The sequence below is a fragment of the Niveispirillum sp. KHB5.9 genome, assembly GCF_048066115.1.
Taxonomy (GTDB): Bacteria; Pseudomonadota; Alphaproteobacteria; order Azospirillales; family Azospirillaceae; genus Niveispirillum.
Map to the genome: position 1 here is coordinate 51681 of NZ_JBLTYX010000017.1, position 20625 is coordinate 72305.

Sequence of the window (20625 nt, forward strand, 5' to 3'; positions counted from 1 at the left end):
GTTATCCCACCGCCTGCGCCACGGCCCGCACCCGGAACATGGCGCGTTCGGCGGCTTCCAGCAGACCGGTCACGCTCCTGCCATCCTCCGGCGCCAACGCCGTGCCCAAGCTGAATTCGGCCACCTGCACCCTGTCGCCCATCACCAGCGGCACCGACAGGGCCGCGCGCAGCCGGCCGGCCGTGGCCAGCAGATCCGCCCGATCCTTCATGCCCGGCAGCAGCAGGGCGAACTGCGCCCCCGTCAGCCGCCCCGCCAGCATATCCGGCCCCGCCGCCTCGCGCAGCCGGGCCGCGAACGCGGCCAGCAACCGGTCGCCCTCCTCATGCCCCAGGCTGCCATTCAGCGCCCGCACCCCTTCCAGCCCCAGCAGCAGCAACCCTTCCTGCCGCCCCGGCACCAGCACGGCCTGACGCAGGAAGGCCCCGCGACTGGCCAGCCCCGTCAGGGCATCGCGTTCGGCCACTTCGCGCCGCCGCTCCCGTTCACGCGCCACCGCCAGTGCTGGAAACAGGCCGGTCCAGCCCATGGCCCAGACCAGCGTCGCCGCCAGCAGCCAGGCCGGCATGCGCGTATCGGCCCCCGGCCCCGCCAGCAGCAATCCGCCGCCCCGCCACAGGTACAGCAGGCCCAGCCCCGCGAACAGCAGCCCCATGCCCCCCGCCGCCGCCCATGACCAGCGCGGTGCCCGCCAGGCCAGCACCATGCCGGTTCCCACCAGCAGCAGGCAGGCCAGCGCATCATGCAGCACGACATGCAGCCAGGGCCGCCCCGCCGATACCAGCATCAGCGCCAGGATGCCCAGACAGGCCATGGTCACCGGCACGCGCCGCCGCCCGGCATCGCCGAACCCGCGCAGCACCAGCGCCCCTTCCAGCATCAGCAGCATCGATGACAGGGTCAGCCCGCTATTGACCGCGATGCACAGGTCGGGCCGGCTCCAGCGCACGGCCGGTGGCAGCAGATAAGCGGTGACCGACAGCACCGCCGCCGCCAGCCATTGCCCGGTCCCATCGCCCCGCCCCCCGGCATGGCGCAGGACCGCCATCACCGCCAGCGACAGCACACCCGCGAAACCCAGTACCAGCCGCAAGGTCGCAACGTCCGGCTGCCCCATTCCATGCCCCCGTTTCCTCCCTTCCAAACACACTGTTTCGTTGAAGCGGTCAAGCTGCTACAGGCTTAGACCACGTCCCGATGAGTTCAACTCATCGGGACGTGGTCCGGCGGCGACCGCCGCCGCGCGCCACGTGGCGCGTAGCCAAGCCCACGGATGTGGGCGCCGGCGATTGAGGCCCGGTGATCGGTTGCGATCACCGGGAACTGGTATTAAACCCTCCCCATCACCGGAGCCGCCATGAAAGCCACCCTGTTCCGCCTGCTGGCCCTGTTGCTGCTGGTCCCGGCGGCTTTCGCGCATGAGATCGGGGACAGCCAGATATTGGTGGAACCGGGCGACACCACCTGGACGGCCCGCATCGTCACCGCGCCCACGGCGCTGATCAACCGGCTGGAGGAACAGGCGGGCCAACCGCCGTCGCGCGACCTGACCCAGGAACAGGCCGCCGGGCGCCTGTCCACGCTGGCCGCGTCCCTACCCGCCCATCTGCACGTCACCCTCGACGGGGCGGAGGTTCCCACCACGCTCGCGGTGGAACAGCTGCACATGCCGGCCGACCAGTCGCAGCCATCCTTCCTGGTGCTGCGCGCCGAAGGCCCGCTGCCCGCTGGTGCCACGTCACTGACCTGGCGCTTCGACCTGTTGTCGGGCCAGCATGCCTTGCTGCTGGCCGGCCGCACCCATTGGGTGGAGGGTGGTACCGAGACCGCCCCCCTGCCCCTGCGCCCCGGCCCGCCGCCGACGCTGATGCAGGTGGTCGGGCAATATGTGCATCTGGGCTTCATCCATATCGTGCCCGACGGGCCCGACCATGTGCTGTTCGTGCTGGGTCTGGTGCTGCTGACCACGCGGCTGCGCCCGCTGCTGGTGCAGGTCACATCCTTCACGCTGGCCCACTGCCTGACCCTGTTCCTGGCGCTCTATGGCGTGGTGGAACTGCCGGCCCGCATCGTGGAACCCTTGATCGCCTTGTCCATCGCCTATGTGGCGATTGAAAACATCTTTGCCCGAAGAGTTATGCGGACCTCAGGCGCCGGCGTCGCCATGCGGCGACTTGGCTTACGCGGCATGGGCCGCGCGGCGGCAGTCGCCGCCGAACCGGGTTCCGATGAGTTGAACTCATCGGAACCCGGTATGCCCCCCTGGCGCCCGGCACTGGTCTTCTGCTTCGGCCTGCTGCACGGCTTGGGCTTCGCCGGCGTGCTGTCCGACCTGGGCCTGCCCGACCGGGACCGCGTGGCCGCCCTGATCGCCTTCAATGTCGGGATCGAATTCGGCCAGCTGGCGGTAATCGCGCTGGCCTATGGCCTTGTCCTGCACTGGTTCAAGCACCGCCCCTGGTTCCACGCCCGCCTCATCACCCCCACATCGGCCGCCATCGCCCTGGTCGGGCTCTACTGGACGGTGGAGCGGGTGGTGGGATAGGCAACGCCTACGCTTGCTGCGCGTGCAGTGCCACAAAGGCGGCGGGAGAGAGGACCTTTATCTCTTCAAAAGGATTCAAAACCAGCAAATCATCGTCACCGGTCACTATCACATGGGCATGCCCAGTAACCGCCGCCTCCAGGATATGATTGTCCTTGGGATCGCGGCACGCCCGGTTGGTTCGCGGCGGCACGACCCGCAGCCCCGTCTCCAGGTAAGCCGCCAAAAAATTCTGACGGGTGATCCGGGAGGCGTACCGGTCGAACTTCTCCCGCATCAGAACCTCGGCCAGTTCACGCACCATCGCGTCCGAATAGAGCATGACGACACCCGGCCGCCCGGCAATGTCGAAGCAATCCCGGATAGGCCCTGGGCGCGGCCAAAGCACATGACTGAGCACGATATTGGTATCGAACAGGACAAGAAGGGGATCGGCGTCCATTCGCTTCTGGATCAGGGCCGCTTGCGCGCACGCCCGAATATCCGCGCGAACTCCGCGTCCTTCATCCCGGTGATCTCGGCGATATCCTCCGGCTCCAATCCGGCCTGTGCCGCCTCGTCACCCACCTGTTTGGCGGCCTCATTGAACGCGCTGGAACGGCGCTGCACGATCACCGTGACGCGCTCGCCCGGCTTCACGCCGGCACCGATCATCTGGGTCCCGACATTTTCCGGGGTCACATCGATCAACAGCGCGTCCGCCATCCTGTCGCCCTCCGCGTATCTCTCCCGACTATAGGTCAAAAGCCGCACAAGGAAAGGGGCGCCGCAGCGCCCCACCCCTCACTTCCCGTACCGCGCCACCACCGGCGCATACAGGTCCCAGACCTGGCGGTCGCGCACCGACCGCAGCAGTTTCACATATTCGGCGTGGCTCCAGGCCAGCGGCGTGGCGCTGTTGGTGCCCTCACCCGCCTTGTAGCCCTTGGGCGCCACCCCCACCCCGTCCCAGACCTGTTCGGGGATCATCAAGCCATCATTGGCGAACTTCTCCATGCCCCGCACATAGGTCATGCGGATGGCGTCCAGATCCGCCGCACTGACCCCGCCCGGCTTGGCATTGGCCCGCGCCAGCTCGTAATGCCCACGCTCGCCGGTGAAGATCGGCCAGACCCGGCCGCGCTGCCCCACACCCATGCCGCCTTCCAGCGGCCCGATGCCGTAGTTCGCACCGTTGGAGGCATCCTCGCCATAGCCGTCATTGCCATAGCGGCGCCAACCCGGATATTCGCGCGGATCGCCTTCAAACTTGAACAGGTACTTCACCCGCCAATGGTCGTTGATCCCGGTATCGTCCAGTTCCGCCAGGCTTTCCACCACGCTGGGCGCATCGGCCTTGCGCACGCCATAGCGCACCAGTTCCAGGAAGCCCGCATCCAGATACGCATCCTCTTGGCTCGCTTCCTGCCCGTTGCGGACCAGCAGCGGCCCCTTGTCGTTGGGGTTCTCATTCTGGGTGATGCGCAGGAAATAACGCCCGTCGCCATACCGGCCGCTGGTGGTGAACATCAGCGCCTCGATCCGGGCATTCACCGCGTCGGCGGCGGCGCGATAGGCCTTGGCGTCATCCGCCTGCCCGATCTTCTCCGCCATCTCCCCGGCCGCGACCAGCCCCGCCACCAGCGCCGCCGTGCTGGACGGCGAATAGCCTTCCTGTTCCTCCCAGCGTTCCTGCTGGGTGCGCGGCGGGGTCACGGTTTCCTTGTTCCAATCGACCCCGACCTTGCCGCCCTTGACCAGGAAATCCGCCGCCGGCTTCAGCAGCGACCCGTACATGGCCTTCAGCGCCGCCTCGTCCAGCACGCCGGCCTGCCACAGCTTGTAGCCCAGCATGATCGGCATTGCCGTCTGGTCCAGCTGCACGGCCACCCATTCGCGGGTGCCATCGACATGGGTCTTCTGCAGGAACCAGCCCGTGGCCCCCTTCGCCCCCTTGGTGGTGGCCGACACCTGGATGGTCTTCAGATAATTGAAAGCGGCCAGCGGCGTGGCGCTGTCACCCAGCGCCAGCAGCGCCATGGCGCATTGATAGAAATCGCGCGGCCACACCGCCTTGTACCCGGTGGCCAGCTTGGATGCGTCCACCGTATCGCCCCAGGGCGCGGACAGCGACGCGATCAGGGCGCCGGCATGGGTCTTGTCCTCCTGCGCCTTCAGCACCAGGGCGGAGACAAAGGCCAGGCTGCCGCCATCCGTGGCCATCGCCGCCAGATCCTTCAGCGGCGCCAGGCCATTGATGTAATCCTCCCAGCCGATGGCGTCGCCCTCGCCGTTGAACTTGGCCAGCACCGCCGCATAGCCCGCCTTCAGGGTCGCATCGGCCGCCGCATTCGCCGCCGCATGGTCGGCACCGAACGCCACCATGATGTCGTATGTCGCACTCTGCCCCTCGGCCACAGCCGCCAGTTCGCCTGCCAGCGCCACATTGCCGGCCTTAGACCCCGTCGTATCATACTCGGTCAGCGCCCCGCCGGCCCGCAACTGGGTCAGCCCGTCGGACTTGCCCACAAAGCCCACGCTGGCCTTGGCGAACGGCTTGTCGGCCTTGATCACCAGATGATGCGTACCCTCGGCCGCGTTCAGGCTGCCGCCCCTGGTATCCGCCTTGTCGCCGATGCCCGTCCCCGCCATCTGCGGATCGGCCAACAGCACCGGGGTGATGCCACCCTTCAGCGCCCGGAAGATCGACCGCACCACCAGCACGTCGCGGTCGGGATCGGTGAAGATATGCTTCTCGATCTCGTACCGCCCGGCCCTGTCGCGGTTCACCACCTTATAGGCCAGCGACAGCGGCCGCCCGGCCGCGTCCTTGTGCAGATAATCGACACTGGTGTCCATGTCGTCATATTCGGTATGGACGAACCCGTCGCCCTTCACCGCGAACTGCAATTCGCGCAGCTGCGCCTCATGGATCAGGCCCTGCATGGTTTCCGTCACCACGCCATGCGCCAGGGAGAACCACACCTTGGAAACGTTACCGGTCACGCCGCCATCGGCATAACGCCCCTGGACATAGGCCTCATACGAGGTACCGATGCCCTGCTTGCCGGAATAGGAGAGGGTGGGGGCGGCCCCCGGCGCGCCCGGTGCCGTGGCGGCCAGCGCCGTCCCCGTCATCAGCATGGCGCCCAGCGTGGCGATGGCGGTCGTGCGCAGCGTCCTGTTCATGTCTCTCCCCAACGTCCGGATAGTTCGGCCCCGGCTGGTTGTCACCGGGCGTTGGGGAGATTAGTCAGGCATCGGCGCCGATTTTGTCGGCTGAATACGTATGTTGTGCAACGCGAAGAAATACGTATGCGGCACCCCGCCTTGCCCGCCCTTACTTGCTCATATCCAGCACATAGACCTGCCCGATCTCCAGCACCTGCCTGGCACCCGCCAGCTGAAAGCCCAGCACCGCCGATCCGGGCGCGATCTCCAGGCTGGACACGGCTTGGGCCTGATGCAGCTTCCAGTCCGGCCCCACCGGCAGCATCGTGTCGCCGAACCCGCTATAGGGGGCGGCGTTCATCTGCACCCGCAGCCCCAGCCGCCCCAGCCCGTCCGGTGTTTCCGCCGAAACGGTGCGCGCCCAGAAGGCCACGGTGACCGGCTGGCCGGGCCGGATGCCCTCGGTCAGCGGCACGCTGACCCCGATGCTGTACGGCTTGTCCGATGCCGCCGGCGACGTGACGCGCAGGGCATAGCCCCCGCCCACCCCCGGCGTGGCCACCTTGGCATTGCTCTGCCCGGCGCCATAGACGGCCCAGTCGATGCTGCCCGGATCATTGATCAACCGGCCGGGAAACTTCACATCCGGCACCTGCAGCCGGATCGGCTGCGCACCGCCCGCCGCTGCCGCCGGTGCCACCGCCGCCTTCACCCCCATATCCAGAACGAAGATCTGCCCGATCTCCAGCACCTGTTTGGCCGCCGCCAGCTGCAGGCCCAACACCGCCTTGCCCGGCTCCACCGCCATGTTGGCCTGGGCCCTGGCCTCATACATCTTCCATTCCGTACCGATGGCCAGCATCGTGTCGCCGAAACCGCTATAGGGCGCCTCGCCCAGTTGCAGACGCAGGCCCAGCTTGCCCTGCTTGTCGGGCGTATCGGCCGACACCGTGCGCGCCCAGAAGGCGACCGTGATCGCCTGCCCCGGCGTGAACCCCGCCGTCAGCGGCACATTGACCCCGATATTGTGCGCAGCATCCGACGCGCTGGGCGACGTCACCTGCAACGCCGCCCCGCCGCCGATACCCGGCGTCTTCACCCGCTTGTTCTTCTGCCCCTGGCCATAGACGGCCCAATCCAGCCGCGTGGGATCATTCATCAGCTTGCCCGGCAATTGCGCCTGCAACGCCGCCAGTGCCGCCTCATCCGCGCGTACCGGCACAGAAATCATCCCACCCGCCAGCAGGGCAACCGCCACCACCGGCAGGACCCAACCCTTCCCGCACATGTTTCCTCCCTTTCCCGGTATTGGCACCGGGTTCTTTGGTGGAGACAGTAAAGCGCCGGTGATGATTGCGATCAATGGGAAATGTGAGCGCTATCATCTGCAACTCACCTCCCCCTTGCCGTCATCCCGGCGAAACCCGGGACGAGAGGGGCCACAGGATCAAACCTACACGCTGCCTTGGATCAACGCTGCCGAGAGGTCGGGTGCCTGGCCCCTGGGTCCCGGCGTGCGCCGGGATGACGATCATTTTTGGGAATATCTATAAGTTGATACTTTTTAAAATAAACAATCAAAACTATGAGCCGCCACTCCCATCCTGACACCTCTCCTGTCCCTCATGTCCATCGCGTGACCGCTACCACTGACAACGCTAACAATTGTCACCGGTTACCCAGCCGCTCCACGATGCGGCCATGGCGTCGCACATCCAGGCGGTAATCGCGCATGATGAACATCGCCGCCAGGATGCCGGCCAGCGGGATCACCCCCATCACCACCCGCAACCCCATCTCCGATCCCCCGCCGCCGGCCTTGGTCACCTCGAACCCGTGGAAAACCGCGGCCATCAGCAGGCCGGAGATACCCAGGGCCGCCTTTTGCAGGAAGGCGGCCAGGCCGAAGATCTTGCCCTCGTCTCGGCGGCGGAACCGCCATTCGCTCCAGTCGACAGTATCGGGCAGCATGGCCCAGATGCAGACGGCATAGGCTGTGTGCCCGGCGCAGGCCAGCGCCAGGGGCAGGAAGGCGCTCCAATACCCCCACTCCGGCATCAACGCGAATCCAAGGCTGCCGATGGCGAACAGGGTGCCGCCGACCATGAAGCCCGTGCGCTTCTCCGTCCGCCGGATCAGCCAGACCCACAGCGGCACACAGGCGACATTGATGATGCCGAACAGCGCCATGGCCTGCTGGGCCCGTTCCATGTCGCCGATACCGTATTTGAAGAAATACAGATAGTTACGGGCCTGCAACGGCACCATGATCTGGGAGATCAGGATGCAGAGGTAAAGCTGCACCGTCGGCCCGCCGCGCCGGGCCAGCGCCAGGAAGCCCTTCAGATCGTCCCAGACCCGCACATCGCGTTGCAGCCGCGCCGCCGCCACCGGCTGTTCGCGCACCATCAGGAAGCAGGCCACGAACGCCACCGCCGACAGCGCCCCGATGATGCTGGCTGCGATGGCATAGCCGCGCGCCGCGTCCCCGCCGGCGAATTCCCGGGCCAGCCACGGCATCATCCACGACACCGCCGCACCGCCGCCGAAGGCGAACAGCATGCGCCAGCCGGTCAGCGATGTGCGCTCGTCCGCGTCGCTGGTCATCCGCGCCGACAGCGATGAATAGGGGATGGCCACCACCGTATAGGCCGTGCGCAACAGCATATGCGTGCCCAGCGCATAGGAAACGGCCGCCGCCCCCACCAGACCGGGCGCGGTGAAGGCCAGGGCCGAACTGGCGGCCAGCGGCAGGGCGCCGAACAGCAGATAGGGCCGGAAACTGCCCCAGCGCCCGCGCGTGCGGTCGGCGATCAGGCCCATGATCGGGTCGGCGATCCCGTCCCACAGCACGGCCACGAAAAAGGTGACGCCGGCCCAGACCGGCGACAGCCCCATGATCTCGGTCTGGAAAAAGGTCAGGAACAGGGCCATCCCCTGCCAATGCAGGTTCAGCCCGAAATCCCCCAGCCCATAGCCGAATTTCCGGCCCAGGCCCAACGTGCCCGCCTTCCGCTCCACTTCATTGTCCTCCCAGGGACATGCCGGTGGCGGTGGTTTCCACCTGTCCCCGGCACTTGTTCTTGGATGCCACCTGAACATGGCCGCCCCACCCCTGCCAAGACCGTTTACGAAATTACCCGAACCACCCCCTTTTCCTGTTGCATCGTTACGGGATTCGGCACAAAAAGGGCCGTTAACGCAAATCAATGTCGACAGCGTTGTCAATTTCTGCGACATGTCGAGACAAAGCAAAACCATGGGAGGACGCCTTGGCGCAGTCAGGTCCTATCGCCGCATCCGGGGGGGACGGCACGTTCCCGGTGGCCCGTTCGATGCTGCCCTTCACCTTCATGCTGTTCTTCGTCGTGGGTTTCGTGACCGTGCTGGTCGACCCGCTGGTGGCGAAGTTCAAGGCGGCCTTCAGCCTGGGCTATGCCGAGGCGATGCTGACGCAGTTCTGCTACTTCCTGGCCTATTTCCTGATCTCGCTGCCGGCCAGCCGCGTGCTTGACCGGCTGGGCTATCTGCGCGGCGCCATTGTCGGCTTCGTCACCGTCGGCCTGGGCATCCTGCTGTTCGTCCCGGCGATCGAGATTGGGCAGTACTGGGTGTTCCTGCTGGCCCTGTTCATCATCGCCAGCGGCGTGACCATGATCCAGGTGGTGATGAACCCGCTGACGTCGGGCCTGGGCCGGCCGGAAACCGCACCGCAGCGCCTGACCCTGGCGCAGGCGTTCAATTCGGTCGCCACCACCATCGGCCCGCCGCTGGCCGGCCTGATCATCTTCAACAGCGTGACGGAGACGGTGCCGGCGGGTGAGGCTTCGGCCACCACCATGCTGCGCGTGCTGGAAACCCCCTGCATCGTGCTGGCCGGCATCATGTTCGCCGTCGCCGCCCTGTTCTGGACCCTGCGCGGCAAGGAAAAGGTGGTGCGGCGGGAAACCGCGCACTGGCACATGCCGTCGCTGAAGGAGAATCCCCGGCTGGCCTTCGGCGCGCTGTGCATCTTCTCCTATGTCGGGGCGGAGGTGGCCATCGGGTCGCTGATGATCAATTATCTGGGCCTGGAAAGCACCCTGGGCCTTACGGAAGAAAAGGCCACCCATTACCTGGCCTTCTATTGGGGCGGGGCCATGGTCGGCCGCTTCATCGGTTCGGCCGTCATGCTGAAGATCGCGCCGTCGCGGGTGCTGGCCTTCTGCGCCATCATGACCACCATCCTGGCCGCCATCTCGGGCGTCACCACCGGTCCCTTGTCGGCCTATGCGGCCATCGCCATCGGCCTGTTCAATTCCATCATGTTCCCCACCATCTTCTCCCTGTCGGTGAAGGACATGGATGACCAGACGCCGGCGGCCTCGGGCCTGCTCTGCCTGTCCATCGTCGGCGGGGCCATCGTGCCCTATGTCACGGGCTTCCTGGCCGACCTCACCAACCTGCATATCTCCATGTTCGTGCCGGTGGCCTTCTACCTGGTCATCGTCATCTTCGGCGTGATGTGCGCCAAGGGTACGCTGGAGAACGGCTACGGCCGCATCCGGTGAGATGTTAGCGATACCGGGTCCATCAGGGCGCAGGGCAAACCCTGCTGCTTTTGGTGGACCCGGAACGCTTTTATGCAGACAATTGCGCCGGTCCAACCGGGAGTTCTTCTGAAATGGCGCAGCCGCATCGCAAGCCGACGATCAACGACGTCGCGGCCCTGGCCGAGGTGTCGATCAAGACCGTCAGCCGCGTCATGAACAAGGAACCCAATGTCCGCGACGTGGTGCGCGAGCGCGTGCAGAAGGCCATTGCCCAGCTGGGCTATCAACCTTCCTTGTCGGCGCGCAGCCTTGCCGGCGAACGTTCCTTCCTGATCGGCCATTTCTATGGCGATACCGGCGGCCAGTACACGCACGATATCCAGTTGGGCATGCTGAACCGCTGCCGTGCCGCCGGTTACCATCTGCTGATCGAGGAAATCGCCTACAACGCTCCGGATGTGGAGGAGCGGGCGGCGGCCCTGGTCAACCAGGTGCGCATGGCCGGCGTGGTGCTGACCCCGCCGGTGACCGACAATCCCATCGTGCTGAACGTGCTGCAGCGTGCCGGCGTGCCCTATGTGCGCATCGCGCCCGACCGCGACATCGACACCTCGCCCATCGTCCGCATCGACGAATGGAAGGCGACGCGCGACCTGACCGAACATCTGATCGCGCACGGCCATACCCGCATCGGCTTCATCAAGGGCAAGGCACAGCATGCGGCCACCCGCCTGCGCTATGCCGGCTTCTGCGAGGCTTTGGCCGATCACGGGCTGGCCCCCATGCCCGACCTGATCGAGGTGGGTGAATTCAACTACGCCTCGGCCCTGCCCGCCGCCACCCGCCTGCTGGAACGCGCCGACCGCCCCACCGCCATCCTGGCCAGCAATGACGAGATGGCGGCCGCCACCCTGGCTGTCGCGCACGGCCTGGGCATCTCCGTGCCTGCCGACCTGTCCGTCGTCGGTTTCGACGACATGCCCATCGCCAGCATGGTCTGGCCGCAGCTGGTGACCATCCGCCAGCCGGTGATCCAGATGGCCGAAGCCGCCGCCGACATCCTGCTGGAACTGATCAAGCGCAAGGATGCCGGCGTGTGGGAGAACCCGATGCCCCATCGCCAACTCGACCATTCACTCATCATCCGCGGGTCCACCGGCCCCGCCCCCGGACAGCCGGGGGCGGCCCTGCGGCCCGTGCGCAGCGCCTGACCGACCCCACCCTTATCGCCCCTCCGCCTGCCTGGAACGACCATGACCGACGGTACCGCCCCCTTCCTGATCGCCGATATCGGCGGCACCAATGCCCGCTTCGCCCTGGTGGGCCCCACGGGTGCGCCCTATAATGAACAGGTGCTGCGCTGTGCGGATTATCCCACGCTCCAGGACGCGGCTTTAACCTATCTGAAGATCCAGGATCTGGTGGGCAAGGTGCAGGCCGCGACCTTCGCCGTCGCCTCCCCCGTCACCGGCGACCTGATCCGCATGACCAATCTGGCCTGGGAATTCTCCATCAAGGCCGTGGCCCATGATCTGGGTCTGGCGCGCCTCGACCTGATCAACGATTTCACCGCCGTGGCCCTGGGCATCCCCGAACTGGGCCCCGACGATTACGTGCAGGTGGGCGAGGGCGAGCCGGTCACCGGCACCCCCATCGGCGTGCTGGGCCCCGGCTCCGGCCTGGGCGTGTCGGCCCTGGTGCCCGACAGCGCCGGCCATTTCACCGCACTCGCCACCGAAGGCGGCCACGTCACAATGGCCCCCATCACCGACCGCGAGAGTGCCGTCCTGGCGCAGCTGCGCAAGCAGTTCGAACATGTGTCCGCCGAACGCCTCGTCTGCGGCCCCGGTCTGGTGAACCTGTACGAGACCCTGTGCTTCCTGGACGGGGTGGAGCCGGAAAAGCTGACGGCCGCCGAAATCTCCGACCGCGCCGTGGGCAAGCGCGACGCGGTCTGTGTGGAGGCTTTGGACATGTTCTGCGCCATGCTGGGCAGCGTCGCCGGCAACCTCGCCCTGTCGCTGGGCTCCCGCGGCGGCATCTTCATCGCCGGCGGCATCATCCCGCGCTTCATGGCCTGGTTCCAGCACAGCCGCTTCCGCAAGCGCTTCGTGGAAAAGGGCCGCATGCGCGCCTTCCTGGGCCCCATCCCCACCTATGTCGTGACCCACCCCTACCCGGCCTTCCTGGGGCTGGCGGCGCATGTGCGGCGGGGGAAGTAGCATCGGACATCCGATGCAGGCCGACGACCGCCGGCACGGCACCACATGGCGCGTAAGCCAAGGGCGCGGGCCGGCAGTCGCTTGAGGGAACCGCACATGTGTGACAGAGGTGTGTGACGTCACACCCCTGTCACCCTGACCTACGGCTTCGCCCTCACCCCGCCACCCCCATCGAAATGATGAAGATCACGAACGTCAGGCTGGTCATCAGCGTGATGAACAGCAGCGCCACCGTCCGCCACAGCGCGGAGAAATTGCTCAGCCGATAGGTGCCGCGCAGCTGGAAGAACATGTGCACCGGCGGCGCGAACACGATCAGCGGCCCGATCACATTCTCCCAGCTCGGCGCGAACTTGATCAGCACCGAGATCAGGATGAACAGCAGCGACATGAAGGACAGGGAATAGAGCGAGAAGATGGCATGGTCATACATGGCCACACCGCGCTTCCAGAAGAACAGCAACCAGAGGAACGGCAGCGAGATAGGGATCAGCAGCCAGGAGAACTTATAGGCCGTGTTCTGCATCTTGTAGAGAAGCAGTTCCGGGTTCTTCAGCTTCTTCTTGATCTTCTCTTCCAGCTCCGCATCGCCCAGATTGATGCTGAGATTGTCGCCGACATTGCGCGCGATCACTTCCGACAGGTTCTCGGTCACGGCCGGGCCGCCCGGCCCGGCCGTGACGATCTTCGGCATGTCCGGCGCCGTCGGCTTCTCGCCCGGCTTGGGCGGGGTCGGCGGGATGAGGGCCACGCCGGCGGCTTCCAGTGCGGCATCTATGGCCTCGACCGATTTCTGCGCGGTCTGCAGGCGCCGCAGTGCCCGGTCGCGCCGGCGCTGCTCGTTCTTCACATCCTCCCCGGCCTCCGTGGCCTGGGCCAGTTCCTTTTCCGCCTCGTCAAGGTCGGCCTGCGCCTCGGCCAGCCCGTCGCGGGCGTGGGTCACCGCCTCCTTCTGCTGTTCGATGGGCAGAGCCACCGGCACATTCGTGCTGACCCCCAGCAGCGAGAAGGACATGAACATCACGAAGACGGAGAACAGGAACATGGCCATGGGCGTCACGTACCGCGCCCGGTGGCCATGGATATAATCATAGGTCAGCCGTCCCGGCTTGAAGACCAGCATGGGCAGGGTGCGCCACGCCTTGCTGTCGAAATGCAGGATGCCGTGGAAGAATTCCTCCACGATATGCAGCATGGAGCGGTGCAGATGCCCCGCCTGACCGCAGGCATGGCAGAAATCGCCCTTCAGCATTGTGCCGCAATTGGCGCAGCTGCCATGGGCACCATGGCCATGCTTGCCGCTTTCCCCCTCGATGGCAGCCGCTGCAAGCCCGGCCGTCGCCGCGGCACCGATCGCCTCAATCCCGTCCGTCATGAAAGTCCCCCGACCCCTGGCCTCCCCGGCCTTGGGCCGCAGCCTGCCAGTGTTGCGGGTGCGAGATCAAGTGCTGTCCACGCCGTAGGTCAGGTCGAGCCGCAGGCGAGCCCTGACAGCAAAGGCTTCAAGCTTCTTCTGTCAGGGATCGGGCTTGCGCCCTCGACCTGACCTACAGCATCCCCGACCATAACCGGTCAGCTCACCTTAGGGTCCAGCTCGACATCCTGCCCCTCGCGCAGCCGTTCGGCCCCGCGCGTCACGGTGCGGTCGCCCTCATGCACGTCGCCGGTGACCTGCACCCAATCGCCGATGCTGGTGCCGGTCTTCACCGCCACACGCTCGGCCTTGTTCTGGGCATTGACCTTGAACAGGTAGGTGCCGTCACCGCGCAGGACCAGCGCGTCGCGATGCACCGCCACCACCTGCTCCGCCGTGGCCGACGGCAGGCCGACGCGCACGGCGGAACCCACGATCCAGTTCTGCTCTCCCTTGGGCAGGGCCACGCGCACCTCGAAGGTGCGGGACTGCGCCTCGCCGATGGCGATGATGCGGGTCACCTTGCCGCGCGTGGCCAGCCCCTCGACCTCCAGCGACACCTCGCTGCCCTCGGTCAGGTGGCGGGCGATGGAAACCGGGGCCTGGGCCCGCACCTCCACCTGGTCCACGGCCACCAGCCGGGCCACCTTGACGCCCGGTGCCGAATATTCACCCAGCTCCAGCATGCGGTCGGCCACCTGGCCGGCAAACGGCGCCTTGACCACCGTGCGCTCGATCTCCAGCGCCGTGCGGTCGCGGCTGGCCTGGGCGCGCACCAGATCCTGGGCCAGCACGTCGCGCTTGCTGTTGGCCTCCTCCAGCTTGGTGATGGTGGCCGTGCCGCGCTCGGCCAACTGGCGCTGGCGGTCCAGCTCGCGTTCCTGGAAAGTCAGCTGGCTTTGCAGGCTCTTGATCTGCGCCTCGTACTGGCGCAGTTCCAGGCGCAGCAACCGGTCATCGACCCGCGCCAGCGCATCGCCCGCCGCCACCTTGGTCCCCGCCTCCGCCACCCAGGTGACGCGGCCGGACACTTCCGCCGCCACATCGGCATCCTGGCGCGACATCACGCTGCCCGGCACCTGCAGCACCGGCGCCATCTGCCGCAGGCTGGCCGCCTCCACCTTCACACGTGCCGCCGGCGGCGGCGCCTGCTGCGCCGATGCCGGCAGGGCGATGGTGCCGATCAGCAGGGCGGCAGCAAGGGTCTGATGGATGCGGTTCATGATGTCGATCCCTTTTCTGGGGAGTATTTGCACCCTTGTAATCAAAACCCGGTTACGTGGGGGTTTCGATATGTAACGGGTGTGTAAAGGCGGAGAAAAGGCGGGGATGATGATTTTGCCTAAGTTTGAGCTGTAACGGTTTCCACCAATATCTCCCGTCATCCCGGCTTTCGCCGGGATGACGGGAGAGAGAGAATGGGAAGGAATAGCCCCCTCACTCCGCCGCCAGCCGCGTCACCTTCTCCCCGAACTCCGGCTCCGGCTCTTCCACCGCCTTGCGGTCCTTCTCCCCCATGCGCAGCAGGGCCGGCAGCAGCAGCAGCGTGAACACCGTCGATACCGCCAGCCCACCCGTCAGCACGGCGGCGATGCCGCGATAGATGACACTGCCCTCGCCCGGCACCACGATCATCGGCCCCATGCCGGCGATGGTGGTCAGCGTGCCCATGAAGATCGGCTGGATGCGCGAGCGCAGAGCCATATGCACGGCCTCGGCACGACCCTTGCCCTCCGCCTCGCACATCCGCGTCTCATCGACCAGCAGGATGGCATTGTTGACCACGATGCCCAGCAGGATGATGAAGCCGATCATGGTCAGCAGGTCCAGCGGCTGGAATGTGAACAGGTTGGTGAAATCCAGCAGCGCCAGACCGCCCACCGTGGCCAGCGGGATGGAGATCATCACCATGGCGCTGTCCTTGGCCGACTTGAACAGCAGCGCCATCAGCAGGAACAGCAGGCCCAGGGCGATGATGAAATTCTTGCCCATGGCCGCCACCGTGGCGTCCAGCCGGTCCGCCGACCCGCCATAGCGCAGCGTGCCATCGGCCGGCAGGAAGGCGCGCAATTGCGGCTCGATATCCCGCTTCAGCATCACCATCACATCCTCCAGCGCGATATTCTCACCGGGCTGGAGGTTCAGCGTGATGGTCCGGCGCCCGTCGACACGGGTGATGCCCGACGGCCCCACCTCACGCGTCACATCGACCAGCTGGCCCAGCGGCACCACGGTCCCGGACGGTGTCGCCACCGGCACCTGCTCCAGCTCCTCCGGCCCCGTCCATTCCGGCGAGCGCAGGATGATGTCCAGCCGGTTCTGCCCGTCGAAATGCTCGCCCAGCCATAGGCCGTCGCCGAGCGCGCGGACCACCTGGCCCACCTGCACGCGGGTCCAGCCCACTTCAGAGATGCGACGATCATTGGGCATGACGGTCAGCTGCGGCTGCGCCATTTCCGGATTGGGGTTGGAGAAGGACTGCACATTGGGCAGCTTCTCGCGCAGCAGCGCCAGACCCTTGGCTGCCGCCTCCGACAAAGCCGCCGGATCGGACGATTGCAGCAGGATGGAGACGTTGCCCTCCGCCCCCAGCCCGCCGAACAGGTTGCCGCGGTTGGGGAAGGCCTGCACATCGGGGAAGCCCGCCAGGATCTCGTTCTTGACGATGCCCATCATCTCGTCCAGCCGGTCCGGATCCTCCAGACGCACGGCGATGGACCCGCCGCCCGGCCAGCCGATGAAGTAGAAATTCTTGGCCTTGGGCTGCTTCTCGCCCGTGTAATAGGGCATGAACCGGTCGACCACGACCTTGGCCACCTCCTCCTTCGCCAGATCGACCGAGGTGCCGACGGGGAAGTTCAGGAAGGCATCGACGCTGTCGCGCTTCACCGGCGGCAGATACGACATGGACGGGAACAGCAGGTATGACCCGCCCAGCGACAGGCTGACCAGCCCGGCGATCACCGCCGCACGCTTTTTATTGTTGCTGGTCAGATCCATGATGCGCAGCGACAGCCATTCCACCCACCGCGCCTCGCCCCCCATGCGCGGCGTCACCTTCATCAGCTTGGCCGTCGCCACCGGCAGCACCGTGGCGCAGACGATCAGGCTGATGGTGACACCCACGGCGATGGTCAGCGCCAGATCGGCGAAGATCTGGCCCTCGACCTCGCGCATGAACACGATGGGCACGAAGGTGATGACCGTGGTCGCGGCCGACGCGAACAGCGCGGAAATGACCCGCCGCGTGCCCTCATGGCTGGCCTCGTCATTGCCCATGCCCCGGTCGCGCATGCGCACGATGTTCTCCAGCACCACGATGGCGCTGTCGATCACCATGCCCACCGCGAAGGCCAGTCCGGCCAGGGAGATGACATTGATCGACCGCCCGGTGATGGCCAGCACCGCGAACAGCGACAGCAGCGAGATGGGAATGGTCATGGCGACCAGCAGCGTCAGTTGCGTGCGCCGCAGGAACAGCCACAGCACGGCGACCGCCAGCACGATGCCCGACACCAGATTGCCGGTCAGCAGGCCGATGGCGCTCTCGATATAGACCGACGGATCGAAGCTCTGGTTGTTGGTCAGGCCCTTTTCCTTCATCTCGCCATCGCGCAGCTCGGCCATCAACTCCTTGACCTCGGTCAGGGTGGCCAGGACATTGGCCCCCTCGCGCCGGATGACGCGCAGGCCGATGGCCTCGTTGCCGTTCTGATAGCTGTACTGCCATTGCCGGCCCAGCTGCACCTTGACCTCGGCCACATCGCCCAGCTTCACCGGCCGCCCGTCGCGCCATTCCAGCACCAGATCGCTGAACTGTTCCGGCTTGAACCGGCCCTTGTAGCGGACGGTATAGATGCGCCGGCCATCATCGACGAACCCGCCCGTCACATCCTGCGCCCGACCGACCAGGCCCGACACGGTGGGGATGGTGATGCCGTACTGCGCCATCTTGAACGGGTCGAAGATGATCTGCACTTCCTGCTGCGGCGCCTCGGCCTGCCCGCCGAAATCCACCCGCGCCACGCCCTGGATTGCCTCGATCCGGGGGATCACATCCTCGATGATGTAATGGTAATGGTCGGTCAGGATGCCTGGCGTGCCCGGCATCTTCTGCACGAAATAATAGATCAGGGTCTCGTTGGCATTGTCGCCCCCGCCCATGATCAGGCGCGGCGGATCGGCATCGGCGGGGCGCGAGGGGATGCGGTTCAGGCGGCTGATGACATCCAGCATGGTCTGCTGCATGTCGGTGCTGGCATCGAACTCCAGACTGACGAAGGCCCCGCCGGGATTGGCGAAGCCCTGCATCTCCGTGACGCCGGGCAGCCCCTTCATCACATCCTCGATGGGCTCCAGTATCTCGCTCTCGATCTCCTGCGGCGACGCCGCGCGCCAGGAAGCCTCGATGCCGAGCGTCGGCTGCTTGACCTCTGGAAACAGCTGCACCGGCAAGGTCAGGATCGCCCAGACCCCCAGCCCCAGCACGATCAGCACGGAAACGGCCAAGGCGGCCGGATTGCGCAAACCCAGTTTGATGACATCCATGACCGACCCCTGCCCGTCCGATAATGCGGGAATGGCGGTTACGGCCACCCAAAGACCGACCCGCCCATGGCATCACCATAGGCGGGGGCGTGTAACCTGTCTGTGGGGCTTGGTTAATGGATGGTAGGGATTTGTAACGGGGCGTTACATTGGGGCGGAGGGAGAGAAGCCCTTGACTGCACCAAAATTATGACTTTATATTATTTTTTAGATTTAAATTAGAGGTAATTACCACGATCAGGTAGAAAGGAAGTATGAAATGCGAGGAGCCTTTGAAGATATAATACTTACCGTCATAATAACTGCATTTTCTGGTGCGTTATTGTGGTTATTAAAAATGATATTTAGACAGCCTCTCATTAAGTATTTACCAAAAATTAGGCGCAGAATTTTAATCATAGGAAGATTTTTTGCTTTTTTCCTCAAAAATTTAATAACAATTCCATTGATTATTATTGTAAAAATAGTACTGTTCCCAGCATTTATAGTTAAGTGGATTTTTAGTATTATATCTAAATTATTCTCAAGAAAAAACAAGAAGTACCCAGACTTCACCCCTTCACCAGAACCTGTCGAAGTTGTAGAAAAGGAAAAGATCAGTGCAGCAGATATTGCACGCTTTGCGGCAGATGTGGAGATCCATCGACGGAATAAAGATACCGTCGTCATCGAATTCAAAGGAGAGAGACTTGAATTATAATCAAGACAACGGCGTTTACATTGGTAATTACTATATTCCATTTGACTTTTATAGTAGGATTTCCTCTCATTTGGTTAAAAGTTATGTAAATTTCTCCTTCGGCCAAGCATTACTGTTGGGCATTCAAGGGCGCCCCGGTGATGGTAAGAGCTTCCAGTCTAAGTTAGTAGCGGAGAGCATGGGCTTTACCATTACTCACGTAGCTGCCTCACAGTTTAGTGGGAAACATGAGGGTGATGCACACACAAAGCTAGAAGAAATATACAAAGACCTCAGTGTAAAGCTTGCCATGGGTCAGAGATCTGTAATAATAATTGATGATTTTGACTTAAGCATATCTGGTCTATCCAATGGCGTTGATGGAACAGTGAATTCACAGTTATTCTCAAATTACTTAATGCATATATGTGATTCTAGACCATCAAAGCACGGAAGAGTACCTATAATTGTTACTGGTAATGATTTTTCGCGTCTTTACGGGCCACTTACTCGAAATGGTCGCATGGAGATGTTCGAGTGGGCTCCCACAAAGCAAGAAAAATTTGCGATCTGGGCCAACTCGATAAAGGGGTACAATATACCTATCGATGTAATTCGAGATATTATTGAAAAATACCATGAAAACCCGCTGTCATTTTTCTTTTCTATATCTTCCAAATATATAGATAAGATAATTGACGAGTATATACGTGATAGTATTAAAGAATATGGAACAACATCTTTATTCTCAACCAGCAGTCAGAACGTGTCGGGCGTTATAGACGGGAAACTAAAGAGTGCACGCTCTGACATATTTTTAGTGTGTGCCGAAGAGGTTAATTCAGTAAAGATGAAATCTTATCTAGGAGATAAAAATGCTTAAAACATCTTTAGCCACAAAACTTCAAGTTATGCTCAGGACAAATGTTTTGTTTAAGTTCGTTGAGGACGTTACTAATAACTGTATTGAAGATAAATCACTAATACGTCACTCCATGGATACGCTTAATGAAATTATTAAAATTGGAGTTCTAGAGAATCCAATAATTTCAAATATATACATATATTACTCTGATAAATCTAATAAAATTATTGGAAAATTAGTAATAGAAATAGACTGGGAACGCCACGAAATTCACTTATCATCAAATAAAAACATAGAAGTTGATTCAGATCTGAGCCCAGCAGGTCAAGTTTCGCAGATACTTAACAAAACACTGCAATACACAAGGGACGTAATGAAGAAATTAAATGTAACGCGAGTTGAATTTCAATATGGAATCGATGAAAAATTCAAAAGAAAAATGGAAAATGATGAAGATAGCAAAAAAATATACTCAAGCATGCCATTTGGTGAATCAAATGCCGACCTAAACAAACGCACCTCAGAGTATAATAGTACAGATTTTAAAATATCCATTCGACCAGAGAAAATGGATGAAGTAAAACTAACATTAACACACAATACATAGCATTATATCTAACTCACCAAAGAAAATTACAGCGACCAACATAACTGCCCTACCATCCGGCAC

General features: G+C 63.0%; 16 protein-coding genes. 7 read left to right on the forward strand and 9 right to left on the reverse strand.

Annotation, left to right across the window (positions count from 1 at the left end; genetic code table 11):
• Position 1: 1 nt before the first annotated feature.
• Entirely contained in the window at positions 2-1117 is a 1116-nt protein-coding gene (locus ACM9HJ_RS23025) for a diguanylate cyclase domain-containing protein (RefSeq protein ID WP_416574112.1), read from the reverse strand.
• Between the two features lie 240 nt (positions 1118-1357).
• Between ACM9HJ_RS23025 and ACM9HJ_RS23030 the strand changes: the two genes are divergently transcribed.
• A complete protein-coding gene (locus ACM9HJ_RS23030) occupies positions 1358-2545 on the forward strand; it encodes a HupE/UreJ family protein (protein WP_416574113.1) in 1188 nt (395 codons plus the stop codon).
• 7 nt (positions 2546-2552) lie between these two features.
• On the opposite strand, the gene ACM9HJ_RS23035 is transcribed toward ACM9HJ_RS23030, so the two are convergent.
• The 5 genes from ACM9HJ_RS23035 to ACM9HJ_RS23055 all read right to left on the reverse strand — a co-directional run bounded on the left by ACM9HJ_RS23035 (position 2553) and on the right by ACM9HJ_RS23055 (position 8716).
• Positions 2553-2987 (reverse strand): putative toxin-antitoxin system toxin component, PIN family, encoded by a 435-nt coding sequence (locus ACM9HJ_RS23035; RefSeq protein WP_416574114.1) that lies wholly within the window; start codon positions 2985-2987, stop codon positions 2553-2555.
• A gap of 11 nt (positions 2988-2998) precedes the next feature.
• Positions 2999-3250, reverse strand: coding sequence for a hypothetical protein (locus ACM9HJ_RS23040; protein ID WP_416574115.1), 252 nt, complete (start codon positions 3248-3250; stop codon positions 2999-3001).
• 78 nt (positions 3251-3328) lie between these two features.
• Positions 3329-5713 carry a glucan 1,4-alpha-glucosidase gene (locus tag ACM9HJ_RS23045; RefSeq protein WP_416574116.1) on the reverse strand — a complete coding sequence of 795 codons (2385 nt, stop codon included), beginning with the start codon at positions 5711-5713 and terminating at the stop codon, positions 3329-3331.
• A 151-nt stretch (positions 5714-5864) separates the two neighbouring features.
• Positions 5865-6983, reverse strand: coding sequence for a hypothetical protein (locus tag ACM9HJ_RS23050; RefSeq protein ID WP_416574117.1), 1119 nt, complete (start codon positions 6981-6983; stop codon positions 5865-5867).
• A gap of 380 nt (positions 6984-7363) precedes the next feature.
• Entirely contained in the window at positions 7364-8716 is a 1353-nt protein-coding gene (locus tag ACM9HJ_RS23055) for an MFS transporter (protein WP_416574118.1), read from the reverse strand.
• A 251-nt stretch (positions 8717-8967) separates the two neighbouring features.
• Between ACM9HJ_RS23055 and ACM9HJ_RS23060 the strand changes: the two genes are divergently transcribed.
• The 3 genes from ACM9HJ_RS23060 (at position 8968) to ACM9HJ_RS23070 (ending at position 12449) form a co-directional block, all read left to right on the forward strand.
• Positions 8968-10245 carry a sugar MFS transporter gene (locus tag ACM9HJ_RS23060; protein ID WP_416574119.1) on the forward strand — a complete coding sequence of 426 codons (1278 nt, stop codon included), beginning with the start codon at positions 8968-8970 and terminating at the stop codon, positions 10243-10245.
• 113 nt (positions 10246-10358) lie between these two features.
• Positions 10359-11438: a LacI family DNA-binding transcriptional regulator gene (locus tag ACM9HJ_RS23065; protein WP_416574120.1), complete on the forward strand. Its 1080-nt coding sequence runs from the start codon at positions 10359-10361 to the stop codon at positions 11436-11438.
• 42 nt (positions 11439-11480) lie between these two features.
• A complete protein-coding gene (locus ACM9HJ_RS23070) occupies positions 11481-12449 on the forward strand; it encodes a glucokinase (RefSeq protein WP_416574121.1) in 969 nt (322 codons plus the stop codon).
• A gap of 154 nt (positions 12450-12603) precedes the next feature.
• On the opposite strand, the gene ACM9HJ_RS23075 is transcribed toward ACM9HJ_RS23070, so the two are convergent.
• The 3 genes from ACM9HJ_RS23075 to ACM9HJ_RS23085 form a co-directional block, all read right to left on the reverse strand.
• A complete protein-coding gene (locus tag ACM9HJ_RS23075; protein ID WP_416574122.1) occupies positions 12604-13824 on the reverse strand; it encodes a DUF3667 domain-containing protein in 1221 nt (406 codons plus the stop codon).
• A 197-nt stretch (positions 13825-14021) separates the two neighbouring features.
• Positions 14022-15086 (reverse strand): efflux RND transporter periplasmic adaptor subunit, encoded by a 1065-nt coding sequence (locus ACM9HJ_RS23080; RefSeq protein ID WP_416574123.1) that lies wholly within the window; start codon positions 15084-15086, stop codon positions 14022-14024.
• Positions 15087-15300: 214 nt separating this feature from the next.
• The gene (locus tag ACM9HJ_RS23085; protein ID WP_416574124.1) at positions 15301-18411 is read right to left on the reverse strand and encodes an efflux RND transporter permease subunit; all 3111 of its coding nucleotides are present in this window, start codon (positions 18409-18411) and stop codon (positions 15301-15303) included.
• Between the two features lie 259 nt (positions 18412-18670).
• Between ACM9HJ_RS23085 and ACM9HJ_RS23090 the strand changes: the two genes are divergently transcribed.
• From ACM9HJ_RS23090 to ACM9HJ_RS23100, 3 genes are read left to right on the forward strand one after another with little or no spacing between them, the layout of a single operon-like run.
• Positions 18671-19111 carry a hypothetical protein gene (locus ACM9HJ_RS23090; protein WP_416574125.1) on the forward strand — a complete coding sequence of 147 codons (441 nt, stop codon included), beginning with the start codon at positions 18671-18673 and terminating at the stop codon, positions 19109-19111.
• On the forward strand, positions 19101-19973 hold the full coding sequence (locus ACM9HJ_RS23095) for an AAA family ATPase (protein WP_416574126.1): 873 nt from the start codon (positions 19101-19103) through the stop codon (positions 19971-19973). The genes ACM9HJ_RS23090 and ACM9HJ_RS23095 overlap by 11 nt, the downstream gene beginning before the upstream one ends.
• Complete coding sequence (locus tag ACM9HJ_RS23100) at positions 19966-20562, forward strand: hypothetical protein (RefSeq protein ID WP_416574127.1); 597 nt, start codon at positions 19966-19968, stop codon at positions 20560-20562. Before ACM9HJ_RS23095 ends, ACM9HJ_RS23100 begins: the two co-directional genes overlap by 8 nt.
• Positions 20563-20625: the final 63 nt, after the last annotated feature.